General features: G+C 35.0%; 16 protein-coding genes. 8 read left to right on the top strand and 8 right to left on the bottom strand.

Features of this window, described 5'->3' with window-relative positions:
- Nucleotides 1-454: 454 nt before the first annotated feature.
- The 5 genes from G6O70_RS01735 (at nt 455) to G6O70_RS01755 (ending at nt 6,530) form a co-directional block, all read left to right on the top strand.
- Nucleotides 455-1,524, top strand: a protein-coding gene (locus G6O70_RS01735) for an IS3-like element IS1163 family transposase (protein WP_219934255.1) whose coding sequence is annotated in 2 segments (ribosomal slippage) — nt 455-683 and nt 683-1,524 — 1,071 coding nt in all. Because the reading frame shifts where the segments join, the coding sequence is not laid out codon by codon here.
- A gap of 210 nt (nt 1,525-1,734) precedes the next feature.
- Nucleotides 1,735-3,183 carry an ArnT family glycosyltransferase gene (locus tag G6O70_RS01740; protein WP_157047961.1) on the top strand — a complete coding sequence of 483 codons (1,449 nt, stop codon included), beginning with the start codon at nt 1,735-1,737 and terminating at the stop codon, nt 3,181-3,183.
- A 140-nt stretch (nt 3,184-3,323) separates the two neighbouring features.
- Nucleotides 3,324-4,484, top strand: a complete 1,161-nt coding sequence (locus G6O70_RS01745) for an ArgE/DapE family deacylase (RefSeq protein WP_057869801.1) — start codon at nt 3,324-3,326, stop codon at nt 4,482-4,484.
- Nucleotides 4,485-4,569: 85 nt separating this feature from the next.
- Entirely contained in the window at nt 4,570-5,907 is a 1,338-nt protein-coding gene (locus G6O70_RS01750; RefSeq protein ID WP_057869800.1) for a dihydrolipoyl dehydrogenase family protein, read from the top strand.
- Between the two features lie 263 nt (nt 5,908-6,170).
- Nucleotides 6,171-6,530: a hypothetical protein gene (locus G6O70_RS01755; protein ID WP_057869799.1), complete on the top strand. Its 360-nt coding sequence runs from the start codon at nt 6,171-6,173 to the stop codon at nt 6,528-6,530.
- A 7-nt stretch (nt 6,531-6,537) separates the two neighbouring features.
- Here the strand turns inward: G6O70_RS01755 and G6O70_RS01760 are convergent, their stop codons facing one another.
- From G6O70_RS01760 to G6O70_RS01780, 5 genes are all read right to left on the bottom strand, one after another.
- Nucleotides 6,538-7,563, bottom strand: a complete 1,026-nt coding sequence (locus G6O70_RS01760) for a polysaccharide pyruvyl transferase family protein (protein ID WP_057869804.1) — start codon at nt 7,561-7,563, stop codon at nt 6,538-6,540.
- Nucleotides 7,564-7,597: 34 nt separating this feature from the next.
- Complete coding sequence (locus G6O70_RS01765) at nt 7,598-8,965, bottom strand: sugar porter family MFS transporter (RefSeq protein WP_057869798.1); 1,368 nt, start codon at nt 8,963-8,965, stop codon at nt 7,598-7,600.
- Between the two features lie 198 nt (nt 8,966-9,163).
- Nucleotides 9,164-10,042, bottom strand: coding sequence for a VOC family protein (locus G6O70_RS01770; protein WP_057869797.1), 879 nt, complete (start codon nt 10,040-10,042; stop codon nt 9,164-9,166).
- A gap of 141 nt (nt 10,043-10,183) precedes the next feature.
- Nucleotides 10,184-10,726, bottom strand: coding sequence for a phosphoribosyltransferase family protein (locus G6O70_RS01775; RefSeq protein ID WP_057869796.1), 543 nt, complete (start codon nt 10,724-10,726; stop codon nt 10,184-10,186).
- A gap of 3 nt (nt 10,727-10,729) precedes the next feature.
- Nucleotides 10,730-11,809, bottom strand: a complete 1,080-nt coding sequence (locus tag G6O70_RS01780; RefSeq protein ID WP_057869795.1) for a hypothetical protein — start codon at nt 11,807-11,809, stop codon at nt 10,730-10,732.
- A 220-nt stretch (nt 11,810-12,029) separates the two neighbouring features.
- On the opposite strand from G6O70_RS01780, the gene G6O70_RS01785 reads away from it, so the two are divergent.
- The 3 genes from G6O70_RS01785 (at nt 12,030) to G6O70_RS01795 (ending at nt 14,903) form a co-directional block, all read left to right on the top strand.
- Nucleotides 12,030-13,220, top strand: a complete 1,191-nt coding sequence (locus G6O70_RS01785) for an MFS transporter (RefSeq protein WP_057869794.1) — start codon at nt 12,030-12,032, stop codon at nt 13,218-13,220.
- Nucleotides 13,221-13,482: 262 nt separating this feature from the next.
- Nucleotides 13,483-14,013 (top strand): RNA polymerase sigma factor, encoded by a 531-nt coding sequence (locus G6O70_RS01790; RefSeq protein WP_233419158.1) that lies wholly within the window; start codon nt 13,483-13,485, stop codon nt 14,011-14,013.
- Entirely contained in the window at nt 14,010-14,903 is an 894-nt protein-coding gene (locus tag G6O70_RS01795; RefSeq protein WP_057869793.1) for an RsiV family protein, read from the top strand. The genes G6O70_RS01790 and G6O70_RS01795 overlap by 4 nt, the downstream gene beginning before the upstream one ends.
- Before the next feature lie 153 nt (nt 14,904-15,056).
- Here the strand turns inward: G6O70_RS01795 and G6O70_RS01800 are convergent, their stop codons facing one another.
- Genes G6O70_RS01800 through G6O70_RS01810 form a run of 3 tightly spaced genes read right to left on the bottom strand, consistent with a single transcriptional unit; the run spans nt 15,057 to nt 17,113 of the window.
- Complete coding sequence (locus tag G6O70_RS01800; protein WP_057869792.1) at nt 15,057-15,767, bottom strand: DUF1129 domain-containing protein; 711 nt, start codon at nt 15,765-15,767, stop codon at nt 15,057-15,059.
- 26 nt (nt 15,768-15,793) lie between these two features.
- Nucleotides 15,794-16,894 carry a redox-regulated ATPase YchF gene (gene ychF, locus G6O70_RS01805; RefSeq protein WP_057869791.1) on the bottom strand — a complete coding sequence of 367 codons (1,101 nt, stop codon included), beginning with the start codon at nt 16,892-16,894 and terminating at the stop codon, nt 15,794-15,796.
- A gap of 18 nt (nt 16,895-16,912) precedes the next feature.
- A complete protein-coding gene (locus tag G6O70_RS01810) occupies nt 16,913-17,113 on the bottom strand; it encodes a DUF951 domain-containing protein (protein WP_057869790.1) in 201 nt (66 codons plus the stop codon).
- Nucleotides 17,114-17,125 lie beyond the last annotated feature (12 nt).

The raw sequence follows: 17,125 nt of genomic DNA on the forward strand, positions 1-17,125 counted from the left end.
ACATTGTAACGTACCTCGCAAAAATTAAATTCTTAAAAACAACAATACAAATAAAACTAATAAATTATACGACATTATGGGTTTCATTATAATATATCTAGATATCCGCAAATTCAAAGTACATATTCTTTGTTTGTCACCCATAATTAATAATTTTCCTTTCATTGAACTTAAACTACTAATTAGGTCTTTTATTTCTAATATACATAAGATAGAATCTAGTAAGCATAACTTTTTTAGATAGCGAATAGCACATAAAATAGTTTTGATGACATTTAAAAAATTATCAATACCAAAAGTTATTCTAAATCCAATTCACAATAAAGCACCAATTTATTAGAAAGGTGATATAGATAATGTACTTTCTTGCTAGACTTGCTCCTATCCTAGTATTTGGTACATAAATTTCTGAACAGTTATGCCATAATTAATAAAACAAGATAGGAGCATTCCAATGAAACGATATCAAGATGATTTTAAAGCCAGCATTGTGAAGATGCATCGTGAAGAGAAAAGATCTATTCGCTCGCTTTCCGAGGAATACGGTGTTTCTCCAGCCGCAATTCATAACTGGGTTAAAGGCGCTAAATCAGTTGAGCTAGAAGACGGTACTGAAGTAACGTCCAAAGAATTCAAACAACTTCAAAAGGAAAATCAGCGATTAAAGGAGGAACTTGAAATTTTAAAAGCTGCGGCGGTGTTACTGGGAAAGCATTAGGACGAATTAATTGCCTTGTCTTCATAGAAGATCAGTTATTGCGACACCGCTTATCAATTATTCTTTCGGCACTGAAATTACCGCGTAGCACCTATTACCATTGGAAAAGATATCAACCTAGTCAACACGAACGTGTTGATAATCAGCTCAAAGAAAAAATTAAATTGATTTGGGAAAATAATTATCGTGCCTATGGTTATCCACGAATAACGATGGTGCTTCGCAAGTCAGGCATCCGTGTTGGGTCAAAACGAATTTTACGATTAATGAGGGAAATGGAGATTCACTCTTTAATGAATCGGCGATTTAAAAAACCTGGCACTCATGTGGATCATTCACAACGCCCCAATTTAATCAAGCACCAGCCCAATGCAAGGATATGGCGTGCTGACATTACTTATTTGGAATTACGTCCAGGAACCTGGGTTTATCTCAGTTCTATTTACGAACCAAAGGTTCATCAAGTTCTTGCTTTCAAGATTGGTCGTCAGATGGAGGCGCCGTTAGTTGTAGAAACGATTAATCAGGCGCTTGAATGTCATCAAAAGCCACAATATTTTCACTCTGACATGGGTTCACAGTACACCAGCAACGAAGTTGAAACTTTACTTGAACGGCATCAGATTAGCCACTCATACTCAAAACAAGGTTATCCTTATGATAATGGGCCAATTGAAGCTTTTCACTCATTGTTGAAGAGAGAGTTTGCCTTTCAAACAACTTTTTCCAATTTTGAGGACTTGGTAATCCGAACCTCAAATTACATCAGTTGGTTTAATTCCGACAGAATTAGAACGAGTGTTTAGAAAAAGATGTGCCATTTATTGACATAGGAGCAACTAACCATACTTATATTGGTTACAATAATTATATTTTTTATCGTGCATAATGGTTCTAAGGAAAAGGGAGAGGCCAAATATTTATACGGGGCGGCAACACTTATAATCTTATATTCAATTTTTATGATGTATAAAATCAATAATTTTCCAAACGTTTTTTTAGATGAGGGTAACGGAATGTATGATAGTTGGAGTCTTACACACTATGGAGTAGACAGCAACTTAATTAAAAATCCCGTATACCTTGAAGGATTTCAGGGACAAGGACAGTCCATATTGTACTCACTTTTAGCAAAACCATTTTTAAAGTTGCTAGGTTACGAGCTCTATGCTTTCAGGCTTCCTTTAGTAATTGCTAGTATAATAAATTTATTACTGATTTTTTATGTTTCCTCAAAATATTTCAGTCGCAAGAAAACATTTTGGACTGTCGTCGTTTTTTCATCATCTCCTTGGGTTTTAGCTGTTTCACGTTTTGGTATGGATTGTAATATTGCTCCTTTTATGGTGTCAATAGGATCTTTAATATTTTTTTTAGGAGTAATGATGAAGAAAAAAATATTAAAAACCGTATTAGTAACTATCGGGATGCTAATAATAGGATTGACTGCTTACGCATATAATGTAGGCTGGATTTTTTTGGCTGTCTACCTACCCGTATTATTAATTTATCTACTACATAGAAAAGCATTAAAAATTAACGAACTCATCATCCCCTTGTTTTTATTAGTTATTGAAATTACTCCTATACTGATTTTTGCAGTTAGAAGTAACTACGCTCCTTTAAATAATACTATTAAGATATTATTTTGGACATCCCCTGAATTACAAATAGGAAGGGTAAATGCCTCGTTTATAAACTTCCATGGAAATATGTTTGTACAAATATATAATAATATATGCTCTGGATTACTTATGTATATTAATGGTACAGATGGACTCTCTTGGAATAGTGTGGGAAACTTTGGTCCGTACTACATGTTCACTCTTCCTTTTTTTATTGTAGGGATATTAACTATATTAAAGAGAAGAACTATATGGGACAGTATTATCCTAGCGCAATTAACTGGAATGTTAATAATTATCTGTGTCGTTTTACCGAATTATAATCATTGGATTTTTATTCATTTTCCTGTGTTAGAAGTTATTTCAATAGGACTAATTGAAGTATCAAAAAATACTAAACAAATGGGGAAAGCATTGCTGGTGACTTATGTGGTATTTACGGTTGCCTTTGTCGAACAATACTTTAATAATTCCAGATATACTGGTTGGGAAACCAGTGCAATTTCTGAAGTGAAAAAACTTGACCTACTTAGTTATAAACGAGTTTTTTTTGCCTCAGATGACCCCAATTTTGTATATGAAATGAGATTTATCTTGCCAGTATCCCCCTATGAATTCCAAAAAACAAAAGATAATCCTTACTCTAAAAAAGACTTGGCAACCAAAAATAAATACGCAAATTTTGTAGTTTTGTCACCAGATAGTAAGATAAATATAGATACAATTATTATTATACAACAGGGAAAAGAAAAACAATTCAGTACCATGCTAAATAAAATGAAATTGCACAACACATTTACTATTAATAGCCTTAATTATAATGTATACAAAAAAAGATAAGTTCATGAACTATCCGCTTGCTTATATAAATAGAACTAATAATTTCTTTTAACAAGTACAGCCTTAAAATTAATTTTTATTCATTTTTATGCTATAATAACAACATCATATGAATATAAAGGATGATTTGGTGATTGAAAATGGATAAAAAAACAAAAATTGAAATTCTAAAAAACATTTTGGCAATTGAATCCGTTAATGACAATGAAACAGCGGTTGCTGACTATATTGCTTCCTTATTTACTAACTACCAAAATGTAAGTATCGAAAAAGTTGCTTATGCTTCTAACCGTGATAATTTAGTGATTACTATCGGTAATTCGGGACCCATCTTGGGATATTCTGGTCACATGGATGTTGTTGCTCCTGGCAATCTAGCTGACTGGTCAACTCCACCTTTTGAGCCAACTATCATAGATAGTCGAATTTTCGGTCGTGGTGCAACTGACATGAAAGGTGGTTTGTCAGCCTTAGTAGTTGCACTGCTCGAACTGCTCGAAAAAAAGGCTGAGCTTCCGGGGCAAATTCGGTTACTAGCAACTGTTGGCGAAGAAACGGGTGAATACGGGGCTGCTCAGTTGACAAAATTAGGTTACGCAGATAATCTAGCTGGCTTATTAATTGCAGAACCAACAGACAATATGCAGCGGATTGTTTATACAGCCCGTGGGGTAATTGACTATAAGGTCACCTCTAAAGGGAAATCTGCACACAGTGCCCGTCCGCAATACGGCATCAATGCGATTGATAATTTAATTGAATTCTACAAGCTTGCAAAGATTCGTCTAGCAACCTTCACTGCAACCGATGAAGTTCTTGGCGGCGTTACACATAATATTACGGTTATTAATGGCGGTGAACAAGTCAATAATATTCCTTCATATGCAGAACTTTTAGGCAATATTCGAACAATTCCACAATATCCAAATAAATTATTTTATGCTGAACTCGAAAAAATTATTACTGAATTAAATAAAAAGACAGGCTTCAACCTAGCCATCACTTACAGTTTCCCCGAAGAAGCTATTCCTGGAAGTCCAGACTCTCCAGTAATTCAAATTGCTAAAGAGGTTCATTCAAAATATTGGGAACAACCAGCTGCTATTACCGGTAGTCTGGGTGCTAATGATGGCGCTGAATTCTTACAGGCGAAAGGTTCATTCAACAGTATCGTAATTGGACCAGGGTCTAATACCTCACATCAAAGTAATGAATATATGGATATAGATTCCTACTTAAAAGCGATTGATTTTTATCAAGATTTCGCATTGACTTTCTTAAGTAAACAATCAGCAAAATAGCTAGGCATTTATTTTGTTTAAGACCTCTTGCTGCGATATGGTTATATTAACTAGTAACTATTCGTTTAAGCAAGGAGGTCTTTTTATGTCTACAAATTCTTATGACTATGATGTTTTATATCTCGGGAGTGGTCATGGTACATTTGATGGTGCAATTCCACTAGCTGCACAAGGGATTAATGTTGCAGTTGTTGAAAGCGGTCTGGTAGGTGGCACTTGCCCTAACAGGGGGTGTAATGCAAAAATTACACTTGAAGCCCCTGTTGCTCTTGCAAATCAGGTAAGTGAAATGCATGGACTGGTTAACCCATTATTAGATTTGAATTGGCAAAACACAGTTGCGCACAAGCACGAGGTAATTGACGCTTTACCTGAATTTATCACTAATTTGATGCAAGACAATGGCATTACCTTGATTAAAGGACGCGGACATTTCGTTGATTCCCATACTATTATCGTAAATGGCAAGAAAATCTCAGCTGAGAAATTCGTTATTGCAACAGGGATGCACCCTCACCAGTTAGATTTACCTGGACGCCAAATTGTGAACGACAGCAGTGCTTTTATGAATTTAAAGAAACTGCCTAAACGAATCACTATTATCGGTGCAGGCTATATTGGAATGGAATTTGCAACTATTGCATCCGGGTTTGGATCCCAAGTCACGGTAATGATGCGCGGCGATAAGGCATTAAGGAAATTTCATCAACCTTTTGTAGAAAAAGTAATTAATAAGTTAAGCCTAGCGGGTGTAACTGTTATCAAAAATGCAACTATTGAATCATTTTCAGATGATTTTGGAAGTAAAACTGTGCATTACAATAAAGACCAAAAAGTTGAAGCTGATTGGATTTTGGATGCAACTGGTCGTACACCCAACACAACAAGTCTTGGTCTAGAAGCAATTGGCGTAGACTACGATGCAGATGGAATTATTGTAAATGATTACTTGCAAACATCTGTTTCTCATATCTATGCAAGTGGTGACGTAATAAAGAAAACTCAACCTAAACTTACACCAACTGCTATCTTTGAATCACTTTATCTCATGAAAACTTTTACTGGTGAAACAGATCAACCCATTGTCTATCCAGCAATTCCTTCAACTGTTTTTACCACACCTCGAATTGCAAAAGTTGGTATTACACCTGAAGAAGCAAAACAGAAAGCTGATTTAACTATTTCAACAAATAATGTTTTAGATAATTGGTATCGTAATGTTGAAAAAGAAACTTTTGGAGAAAATAAATTGATCTACACTCAATCACATCAACTCGTGGGTGCAACAGAAATAAGTAATCATGCCGAAGATGTTATTAATGCCTTGTTGCCGGCAATTGAGCTTAAGTTAACACCTGAGCAAATTGAAAGAATTATCCCTATTTTTCCAACAATTGGATCAGCTGCCTGGGAAAATCTGTAATATATCTGCTAAGTTTTGCTGATTCGTAAAACTAGAATATACAAAGAAATAAGGGAGTATAAATTTGAATACTAATTCGAAATTATACGTAGAATTAGTACTTATAAAACACTTTTATACGCAACAAATAGAGAGGTTGAGCCAAACTTTTGGCCCAACCTCTTATTTTATTATCTAGAAAAAAATTGATCCTCAAATTATATCTTTACTGACTTCTAAATTAAAGGTATAATAATGAAATAAATCATATAGGAGGAGTGTATATGGACAACAGCCAAAAACTAACATTCGATTGGAAATATGCACTCCATGCCAATTTAATCCTTGCATTTTTTGTTTTTGTACTGAACTTTTCAACAAATAATACAGCACTCTTATTATCATTGATTCCGATAGTTTTCCTACTCTTCCTACGTCACTTATTCGAGAAAAAACATGATACCTATAGATTAAATAATCGGATTTTCTATAAGCCTATCTCCATTACTTGCCTCTTTTTCTTCATCATTGGTGAATTAATACTCGCCTTTAACTATCAGACTTCCCAGAATTTGGTGTTGTTATTTTCGTATGCCTTTTCCTGCGCTTTTATTAGGGATGGATTCTCCAAGAAAAAGTTGTAAAACATTACTAAAAACCATATTTATTTGAATTTAATTGAATTATATGTCGTAACTGATTAAAGTCATCTTTAATATCATACTTATGCGTTTCAACTCTCTTTAGCTTGTTGATTTGACTTTGAATCCGCTCAAAATCATCCTCATCAGTGTAGCTCACCCAATTAATGTGCTCCAGCCAATCAAAATAGGCATGTTTTCCTTTACCATAACTATTTCCAAATAACAGGCAAGGGGTTCCAGTCAACACAGAAAATACCATTGCATGCCATCTATCAGTCACAATAATCTCTTGCTTTGCAAAAAGCTCTAACTCATCTTTAAATAATTTTTCTCGATTAACTGGAGTAATTCGTTCAACCGTATCAAGAACTGTATCTGTTTCAGCAACACTTTTATTCTTGCTTAGCAACTTCTTTATCGCATCAACAGTCTCTTGCTTAACTACTTTCTCACTATCATGACGCAATACAATTAATGTGCTTTCTTTTTTTACATTGTGCTCTACAGGTTTCATGTACAGAACCATATCTGGTGTAAATAAGACTTTATTTTCAAAAGTTGTCTGCATCCGATGATAACTCTGCGCATCTCTAGCAACTAAAAAAAGATGTGAATTTTTTGCGTATGCTTCTTGGCTTAACTTTTCCTCTGCCTTACCGTGTTCATTATCTTCAAAATGTATTGATTGTGGAAATGAAATTGTTAAATTATCAACAAATGTAGAAAACACTTTGCGTCGAGCTTCTTCATGATCAGTGTACAAACTGCCCATATTGCCTCCACCAACAAACGAAACAATATCTCCTGATTTAATAACTCTTTTAACAATCTCAATTGCCTCATCATTATCATCTTCCAGAATCTCAATAAATTGATATTCTGGAAACTCATGTTCAATATATTTTTTTTGTGCTAAAGATACTGCTTGATCCCCCAAGTTAGTATATGTAGGCACACCAAACGAATAAAACTTGGGTAGATTATTGACAGGCAAATCATGAACTGCTTTATATTTAATATAGAATTCAACCATATTATCTCCTACTTTCTTTGTTATCGTAACTATCTTATTTTTTTCCATCTTCATATGCTTCTCGTAACTTGTTATGCTTTAATACAAACGTTGAAAAGATGATGCTTACACCGTTTGAAACTGCAAATACAAAGAAAACGACCGCAATACCTACTACAGATATGAGAATTGGAAAAATTAAACTAATCACAAAATTAGACAGCCAGACAGTTGCCGTTGAAACAGACATCAAGCGAGCCTTAATCTTATTTGGAAAGATTTCAGTTAAAATTAGCCACGTAACCGGACTAACTATTCCCTGATGACATGCAAGAAATAGTGCCAAGAACACCAGTACTAAAGCATTAGTAATCAACTGTGAAAACAAGGCTATTTTCATTGTCATTCCAAGCAAAAATAAGAATAAAACATTGCCTATCAAACCGATTGCAAGCATCTTACTATGATTGTATTGATCGATCATTCGCGTTCCTACAATACTTGAGATAAGTGAAACAAAACCTATTAAAATATTTGCATACAAGGAGCCCCCCTGACCCATTCCAACTTTTTCCATCAATATTGTTCCATAGTACATTACTGCATTAACACCTGATATTTGTTGAATCAATGCAATTAGCATTCCACAAATTAATAAGTACCGTAGACTTTTATTCTTGAGAATAGTTTTCCAAGAAACTCTACTTTCATCATCTTCCCCAACATCCTCTTTTAACTTAGTATAGGCTAACTTATTAAATCCTAGTTTCTTAAAAATTCCTTTAGCCTTCTTGTATTGTTTCTCAGCTAATACCCAGATTGGGCTATTAGCAATTTTGAATGACCCAATCCAGAGAACTATTGCAGGGATACTTGCTGAAAAAATCATTACCCGCCAAATTGGAGCCCAATTGCCCCAAACATTACCCAAAACTGCATTAACAATAAAAGCTACCAGCTGTCCTAAAACAATTGCAACCGCGTTTTTATTAACATTAACCGTTCTAACAGCTTTAGGAGAAATCTCTGCCAGATACATTGGAGAAATACCTGATGCTGCACCAACAGCGATACCTAGAACAAATCTAAAGAATGCCATTAGCCAAAAATTCGGTGCAATCGCACATAAAATCGTGGAGATTGTAAATATAATAGCAATAAGCCTTAATGTACGCCGTCTACCAATATGATCTGCCACCTGCCCACAACCTAATGCCCCAATACAAGCTCCCAAAATTAATGAACTCGAAACAATCCCTTGTAAGGTTGGACTTAAATTAAGTTCAGTAGTTTTACTCATAAATGCTAAAGCGCCATTAATAACTCCAGTATCATATCCAAACAAGAAACCGCCTAGCGAGATAACATAGACACAATATTTTAAAAAACTCGTCTGACTTTTATCCTGACTCCTACTATCCATCAATAATCGCCTCTCTACTCTCTCTAAATTTAACCTATACAATATATGATGAAGCCTACAACTTTAATTCTAGGACAAATAATTTTCTTTGTACATAATTATGGAATCTATTAAATTTATATAAAAAATAAGTCTAATATTTTTCACATTAGACTTATTTTCATTCATCTTTATTAACCTCTTATGAACACTTTAAAATTACACTTTCTCTACCTTAATCTGGATCTTTATTTTATTTGGATCCATCAACCATAGATTGCCTGCCGCATCTTTGTCAAAAACATATCCGATTACACGCAAGTGTTCTTCAATTCGTGCAATCTCTGTTTCATCAGGTACAAAGAACGTATAGTAATCAAGTCCAAGATCATTTTCTTCCATCCCAGGAATATTACGTCCATTCCAAATATTTGAGCCGATATGATGATGGTATCCACCTGTTGCGAAGAATTTAGCTTGTCGTCCAAAATCCATTTTCAACGATAAGCCCAAAACATCAGTATAAAAATCCTGCGTTTTATCCAAATCAGCAACTGTTAAATGAACATGCCCTACAATTGTTCCGCTCGGAAAACCTTGCCACTTCTGATCAGCTGCACCGATTACCCCTTCAGCATCCATCTCAATTGTAATTCCACGAATTTCCCCGTCTGCTCGAATATCCCAGACATCGCGTGGTTTATCATGATAAACTTCAATTCCATTACCTTCAGGATCTGTTAAGTAAAGAGCTTCACTGTATCCGTGATCACTAGCCCCAATAATTGGTGCTTTATTAGTTATATATTTGATAAGTGCATTCCCTAAGTCCTTGCGCGTTGGTAAATGAAATGCTACATGATATAATCCTGTTTTGCGCGTCAATGGTAACGGATTATCAATCTCTTTAAGTATCAACAAAGGTGTCTTATCATCATTTGCCCCTAGAATACTTTTTTGCTGATCTTTTGATAATACATTCAAGCCAATAATACTTGTATAAAATTCCGTTTGTTTTTCAAGATTTGCAACTTTCAGCGCAATTGTTCCTGTATGTGTTTTCTCTGATAACTGAAATTTTGGAATAATAGCTGTCATAATTACTTCCTCCTAAGTTTTACTCTAAATAATAAGATTCTTAAATTACTAAGTCATCTTCATTATACATACTTATTAAAAGTAAGCAATATTTTATTCTTTTATTTTTTCAGTCAAAAGTAAGTTTCTCCATTATAAATATTAGTCAAATAACGGTAATCTCTCTAAATATAAAATATCTTTACGTTCACTAGCTTCACCCTCAGCCAAAATAGCAGCTTGTAAGATTACTTGTCCACCTGCGTCTTCAACTAACTTCTTTGCAGTAATCATTGAGCCGCCACTACTGATTACGTCATCCAAAAGTAAGATTTTCTTTCCTGCAATTATTTGTGCATCCTCACCGTCTAATACCAGAACCTGATCTTGACTAGAAGTGATAGCATTAACTGATAAAACACGCGGATTTTTCATATAATCCTTAACTTTTTTTCTGAGTACGATATATCGCTTTTTTCCCATACAATAACTTAACTCCTGTGCTAATGGAACTCCCTTGCTTTCCATTGTTACTATATAATCAAAGGGCTCTGTAATCTGTTCACTTAGCTTTTGAGCAGCATAGTGCGTCAATTCTGCATCTCCTAACAATACAAAAGATGCAATAGTAAGAGTTGGATTTAATCTAATTAATGGTAATTTACGTGTGAGTTCTCCTAATTTTAATTCATAATATTCTGACATCTGCTATATCCCCAATCCAATCAATGGCAACAAGAATTTTAAGAATGCTCCAGTTGTTATCCCGACAAATGGATCAAAAATCGCGGTTACAACTAACGTTATTCCAGCTACAAGACTATTTGCACCACTCAATGCTGCCGCTGCATTTTCAGGGAAAATAACAACCGCACCTAAAATAAATAAAAAACCTGCAATTGATGAACTTGGAACAAATTTTCCAATTTTAGGTAACCAACCAGCAAATAAGATAACTGCCATAATAAGCATCATCATTATTCCTGCAATTACAGGTTCAGGTGCACTTGCTGTTGCAGAAATGATTGTCTCTACCGGCGCTCCTCCCAAAAGACTGGTCCCCATATCCGCAAGTGATTGTGTAATTGTTAATAAATTCAAGTCTACTGGGTTTGGTTTAATTCCGGTCATCTGACCAGTTATCAGGCCATACGAAAGATTCGCTCCGATATTAAGACAGGCTAGTCCAAGTGCTCCACGAACAATTCGTACATTAACGGTTGGTTTCAAAAATCTAAATCGACGTTCTGTCACACTAGTTGGTAATTCTTTACGATAATGTTCTACAAAAACTGCAAATACACTAGAAACGACTACTGATAAGACAATTGTCCATACTAAGTCTTTTGAAATTATGTATGTAATAGCTGCAATCAGAATCGAGATCCATCCAGTCTTACTTTTACTTCCTTTATTCATATCGACAGCTATCTTAGCAAGCATTAACCCTACACCTGCCATCATCCCATCAATGATATTGTTACCTAATACTGAAACAATCTTAGGTAGTAACCCTGTGAAACCAATAATAGCCATAATTATTGATCCACCAAAAATTATAGATGTTCGTTCGCGCAAGTCTTTCCCCAAATTTCCGGTCAGAGCTAATGATTCAGCTTGAAATGAGAGTGGTGCAACCGAACCAAAGACTCCATTAACTGCCGAAGCAAAAACAAATGAAAAAGTCGTTGGAAAAACAGCAAATCCTAATCCCATTGCCATAATTCCCTGTGGAATACCATTCAGTACTACTCCAATGGCAGCCATTAAATCTGATAACAAGTGCATAAGCTTCCTCCAATAAACATATATTATCCACACATAGGCCGGATATAATTCGTATAACATGAAAATCTTATAATAAAAAACATCTTTTTTCAATATATTTTCAAAAAAACAAAAACTTTAAGACTAAAATCAGTAAAAATAAAATAAAGCTTTCTTTTAGTGAGTAAAAACTATATTATTATGTTTGTGTCATTATTTTTTTGGAGGGAGCGTTTCATCTGTGAGAAGTTTTAATTTTAGGGCAACTGTCCTTATTTTAATTGCCTTTGTTTTAGGATGTAGTGAATTCATTGTTGTTGGTATCTTGAATGATCTCGCACATCAATTCGATAAATCAGTAACCTCCGTTGGTTACCTAGTAACAATTTTTGCTTTTGTCTATGCCTTCTCTACTCCCATATTGACTGCTTTAATTGGAAAATTCCGTTACTTTTGGTCGTTATTTTGGTTTATGATTATCTTTATTTTAAGTAATCTAATGAGTCTTTTCGCACCAAGTTACGATTGGTTACTTGCTTCACGAATTATAACTGGAACTGTTTCAGGTATTATTATTTCACTTGCCCTAACTTTTGCTAATCTAATTGCACCGCTCGAAAAACGTGCATGGTTGGTTTCGTGGGTCTTTTCAGGATTCAGTATTGCTTCAGTTTTTGGTGTTCCATTGAGCACCTGGATTAGTACTACTTTCAATTGGCGAATTTCTTTTGCCGTAATTACGGTTATCAGTATCATTACATTAATCCTATTTACGTTGAGCATGCCTAAATCACCAATTGCCAAGAGTAGCAAATTGCTTGCACAAATCAGTCTTGTCCGTGATTCACGTGTCTGGTTAGGATCTTTACTTGTGATGCTAAGTGCAAGTGGTATTTATGTATTCTATACCTATTTGCGTTCCATTCTAACAACTGAATTAGGGTTCTCAACTAGCAGTCTAAGTATCCTATTGTTTGTCTTTGGACTGATGTCAATCATTAGTAATCAGGCAAGCGGGTATCTTGCAGAAAATAACGGACTTTTGCGGATGCCATTCGTTTATTTCTCTCAGGTAGTTTTGTTTATTTTGATGATATTTTTGCCTCATGTAAAATGGCTGGGACTCCTATTAATTCTTATTTTGGGAATCACAATGTATCTATTGAATGCTCCTGTTCAAGTCCATTTTTTTAGTGTTGCAGAAAAAGAATATCCTCAGTCACTAGTTCTCTCGTCCTCCCTAAACTCCATCTTCTTTAACTTCGGGATTTCACTTGGTTCCGCAACTGGTGGAATTTTGGTTGCAAATCATGGATTAATTGCAATTGGCCCTGGAGCAAGTGGTTTTGCATTTTTAGCAATCATAACTTCAATTCTTCTAAACAAAGAAATTGCCCGGCATAATAAGCTAAGAAACGAGGTCAAAAGTTAAAATTTACTGACCTGTTTCTTATAAAACATTCAACGTGTGACATAGGTCGGGAAAATTTGAGTACTAATTCGAAATTAGACAGAGAATTTTGAATATATATATATATCCGAAATAAATAAAGCGAGTGGGTCAAAAGTTAACTTTTGATTCACTCGTTTTTTGCGTTTTTTGATGAAAATATTGCACAAGACAGATTATTTTTAATTTGTTGAAACTTTTCATATCATTAAAACGTCTAATATATTAAGAACCGCGAAAGTTGGTGAACATTATCTTTAACAGACTGCAGACAAGAAAGAAACTAAAAAATAATGTTAATGCACTTGAACAACTTGTTACACATGAATATGAGAAAATGTACCGTATCGCATTAAGTTATACACATCATCATCATGATGCACTTGATCTTATTCAAACAAGCTTCAATAAAGCATTACTATCATTGCAAAAAAATAGTGATATTCAAAATATTCAGGGATGGTACTATCGCATTTTAATTAATACCTGCAAAGATGCATGGCGAAAGAAGCAACATGAACCAACTAGCATCGATATTTCGGTAGAAAAAGTTACTCAAAGCAATGCCACGATAACAAGACTGGAACTTAATGAAGTCATTGCAAAATTAGATTCTCCTGAAAAGGAAATCATTTTATTGAAGTTTTTTGAAGGCTTCACACTAGAAGAAACTGCAATTATTTTGGATATGAATGTGAATACCGTTAAAACAAAAATGTATCGTGCATTGAATCGATTACGACAAATTCTCGAAAATAAGGAGGGAACTCTTTGAAAACAACAAAGGATATACTTAGTTCATTTAGGAAGACATATGTTTCAGTTCCTGTTTCTGAAGACACTAAGAACCATATTATTAAGACTTTTGCTTCCGAAGAAAAGAAATTCTTCCGTAAACTTCGGCTCATATTCTGGGAACGTTTTGCGGCTGGAACAATCGGCGTTTTCGCAATCTGTTTACTTCTGGCAATCACAATTCCACCTATCCGTAGTTTTGCAGCTGAATTGCCAGTCATTGGCAAATTTGTCAGAATACTGAGCGGGACAAATTATCATAATAATAACAGCCACCATAGTATTAATATTAAGACTCCTTACATTGATTCAAAAAACAAGGCACTTGCATCCTTAAACAAAAAGTATCTTGCAGATTCGAAGAAAAAATATCAGATACTTGAAAAGGATATCAAGATTAACAAAAATAAGAAAATTAGTGTCACAAGTAGCTACCAAAAACTTGTAGACGATCGCCGCTTCTTAGTACTTGAGCGTCAGTCAACTAAGACAATGGCAGATTCAGAAACAACCTTACTATACGATACAATTGATAAACAAGCAGGAACAGTTGTAACCCTGCCATTACTCTTTAAATCCAAACACTATATCACAGTAATCAGTGATCAAATTGAAAAGCAGATTAAAAAACAGGTAAAATCTTCAGCCAATAAATATTATTGGACAAAAAAAGACCTATCTGAGGGAGTGGGTACAAAGGGACTTATCTTAAACGCTAAACATAGCTTTTACATCAATCAGAATCATCAATTGGTCATTGTTTTTCAACAATTTTCAATTGCTCCCGGTTACATGGGAACACCAAAATTCACGATACCAACTGACTCAATTAAACATTTGCTCATAAATCCTAATTATTTGAATAAATAAAAAAGCTTCCACTTAATCAAGATTTGGTAATTAACCAAATAATTGATGAGGGAAGTTTTTTTAGTTCGCATCATACTAGCAAGGATCATCTTTCTTTATAATGTTATTTTCTTATGCTCACTGAACTATGTTATACCTTACCTGATATTCACATTAAAATGGAGTACTCTTAATGTCATACTTCTTTTTTAAGAAATAGCGTAAACCGAACATTAATACAGCCAAAACAACATATACAACAGGCTGCAGCGTCTGATTAATTACTCCAGGAACATTCACAACAAGCGTATATGCCGTTACCCAGATAATAACTAAGACGAGTGACAATAACATTGTCTTCCAAAACGGTACTTTCCTGCCGCTAGTTCTACGGTCACCTGCAACCCGATAGAAGTAGGCCATTGCAACACCGGCAATAACCGAAGTAACAATTAGTGTCAGGAAACCACCATTAATCTGCGATGAATTTGGTGAGAATTGTTGCAAGATTGCATACATGATACAAAACATTATGAACATCATTAAGCCATTGTCCAAGGCAATCTTCCAAAATGGTGTTGCCGTTGGAGCCTTCTTTGGCCCCTTGATAATATTTTCAGCTTTTTCACTTACAGTTCCATAAAGCTTTGTAGCAGTCACACCTTGACGCTGTTTTTCTTTAAGTTCTTCAGTTATCGATTGCAGAGCTTCTTCAATTCTTTGACTTGGAACATTTTTTTCTTCAAGGACCTTTTTTAATTTAAACAAATATTCTGCATTACGTTTCGTTAAATCAGCAGCATCCGTTTTTGCAACTGTCTCCGTCACATTTTCTGCATCGGGGATAGTTTGTTTATTTTCAGTTTCTTTATTATTTTCTGCCAAGATAATCCCATCCTTTTACATAATTACTATACATTAAACCTAAATTCAATAATATCGCCATCTTGAACCACATATTCTTTTCCTTCAGAGCGAAGACGACCAGCTTCACGCACAGCAGCTACACTGCCATGTTGGTCTAAGTCTTCAAATGAGAATGTCTCAGCGCGGATAAATCCTCGTTCAAAATCAGAATGAATTATTCCTGCAACCTGTGGTGCTTTCATTCCTTGCTTAAATGTCCATGCGCGCGTTTCCTTCCCGCCAGCAGTAAAGAATGTGGCTAGTCCTAACAATTTATATGCTGCCTTAATTAATCGATCTAAGCCTGATTCTTCAACACCTTCAGCTTCAAGAAAATCCTTCTTATCTGCATCGTCTAATTGTGCAATCTCTTCTTCTGTTTTTGCACTAACTGCCAGCATTTGTGAGCCTTCATCTGCAGCAAATTGCTGAATCTGCTGCACATAACTATTAGAACTAGGATCTGCCATATCTTCTTCAGCAATATTGGCAACATACAAAACTGGTTTTGATGTTAACAGGAATAATCCCTTAACAATTTTTTGTTCTTCTTCTTCGAACTCAAGTGAACGTACTGGTTTTCCAGCCTCTAGCACTGGTTTGATTTTTTGTAATACACTAAATTCAGCTACTGCTTCTTTGTCTTTCGTCCGGGCAACTTTTTCAACTCTAGCATAGCGCTTGTTAACACTTTCTAAATCTGCCAGAATCAATTCCAGATTAATAGTATCGATATCATCTAAAGGATCAACTTTATTGCTGACATGCGTGATGTTATCATCGTCAAAGGCACGAACAACATGTACAATTGCATCAACTTGGCGGATGTTCTCTAAGAATTTGTTACCTAGTCCTTCACCCTTACTTGCCCCCTTGACAATTCCTGCAATATCAGTAAATTCAAAGGTTGTACGAATAATTTTCTTTGCTGGGATAAGTTCATCAATTCTTGCCAAGCGTTGATCTGGTACTTCAACCATCCCTACATTAGGATCAATTGTAGCAAACGGATAGTTGGCCATCTCCGCTCCTGCATTAGTAATCGCATTAAACAATGTTGATTTTCCAACATTAGGTAATCCCACAATTCCAGCTGTTAATGACATAATTTAATTCACTCTTTCTTATTCTTCAATATTTGCTTTTTTTAGTATTTTCTTTAGCTTACGGTTGAATTCACGCCGAGGCAACATTACTAAGTGACCGCAGCCAGTACATTTAATCTTAATGTCCATCCCCAACCTAATGATTTCCCAACTATTAGTGCCACAAGGATGCGGCTTTTTCATCTCAACAACATCACGTAATTCATATTCAGCTTGCATTCTCATACCTCC

This window comes from Liquorilactobacillus hordei DSM 19519 (genome assembly GCF_019443985.1).
Lineage (GTDB): Bacteria > Bacillota > Bacilli > Lactobacillales > Lactobacillaceae > Liquorilactobacillus > Liquorilactobacillus hordei.

What these genes read in the sequence shown, in the direction of transcription:
- G6O70_RS01810 (WP_057869790.1), bottom strand. Translation starts at nt 17,113, where the DNA reads ATGCAAGCTGAATATGAATTACGTGATGTTGTTGAGATGAAAAAGCCG.
- G6O70_RS01750 (WP_057869800.1), top strand. Translation starts at nt 4,570, where the DNA reads ATGTCTACAAATTCTTATGACTATGATGTTTTATATCTCGGGAGTGGT.
- ychF (WP_057869791.1), bottom strand. Translation starts at nt 16,894, where the DNA reads ATGTCATTAACAGCTGGAATTGTGGGATTACCTAATGTTGGAAAATCA.
- G6O70_RS01760 (WP_057869804.1), bottom strand. Translation starts at nt 7,563, where the DNA reads ATGGTTGAATTCTATATTAAATATAAAGCAGTTCATGATTTGCCTGTC.
- G6O70_RS01770 (WP_057869797.1), bottom strand. Translation starts at nt 10,042, where the DNA reads ATGACAGCTATTATTCCAAAATTTCAGTTATCAGAGAAAACACATACA.
- G6O70_RS01740 (WP_157047961.1), top strand. Translation starts at nt 1,735, where the DNA reads ATGTATGATAGTTGGAGTCTTACACACTATGGAGTAGACAGCAACTTA.
- G6O70_RS01765 (WP_057869798.1), bottom strand. Translation starts at nt 8,965, where the DNA reads ATGGATAGTAGGAGTCAGGATAAAAGTCAGACGAGTTTTTTAAAATAT.
- G6O70_RS01775 (WP_057869796.1), bottom strand. Translation starts at nt 10,726, where the DNA reads ATGTCAGAATATTATGAATTAAAATTAGGAGAACTCACACGTAAATTA.
- G6O70_RS01745 (WP_057869801.1), top strand. Translation starts at nt 3,324, where the DNA reads ATGGATAAAAAAACAAAAATTGAAATTCTAAAAAACATTTTGGCAATT.
- G6O70_RS01755 (WP_057869799.1), top strand. Translation starts at nt 6,171, where the DNA reads ATGGACAACAGCCAAAAACTAACATTCGATTGGAAATATGCACTCCAT.
- G6O70_RS01780 (WP_057869795.1), bottom strand. Translation starts at nt 11,809, where the DNA reads ATGCACTTGTTATCAGATTTAATGGCTGCCATTGGAGTAGTACTGAAT.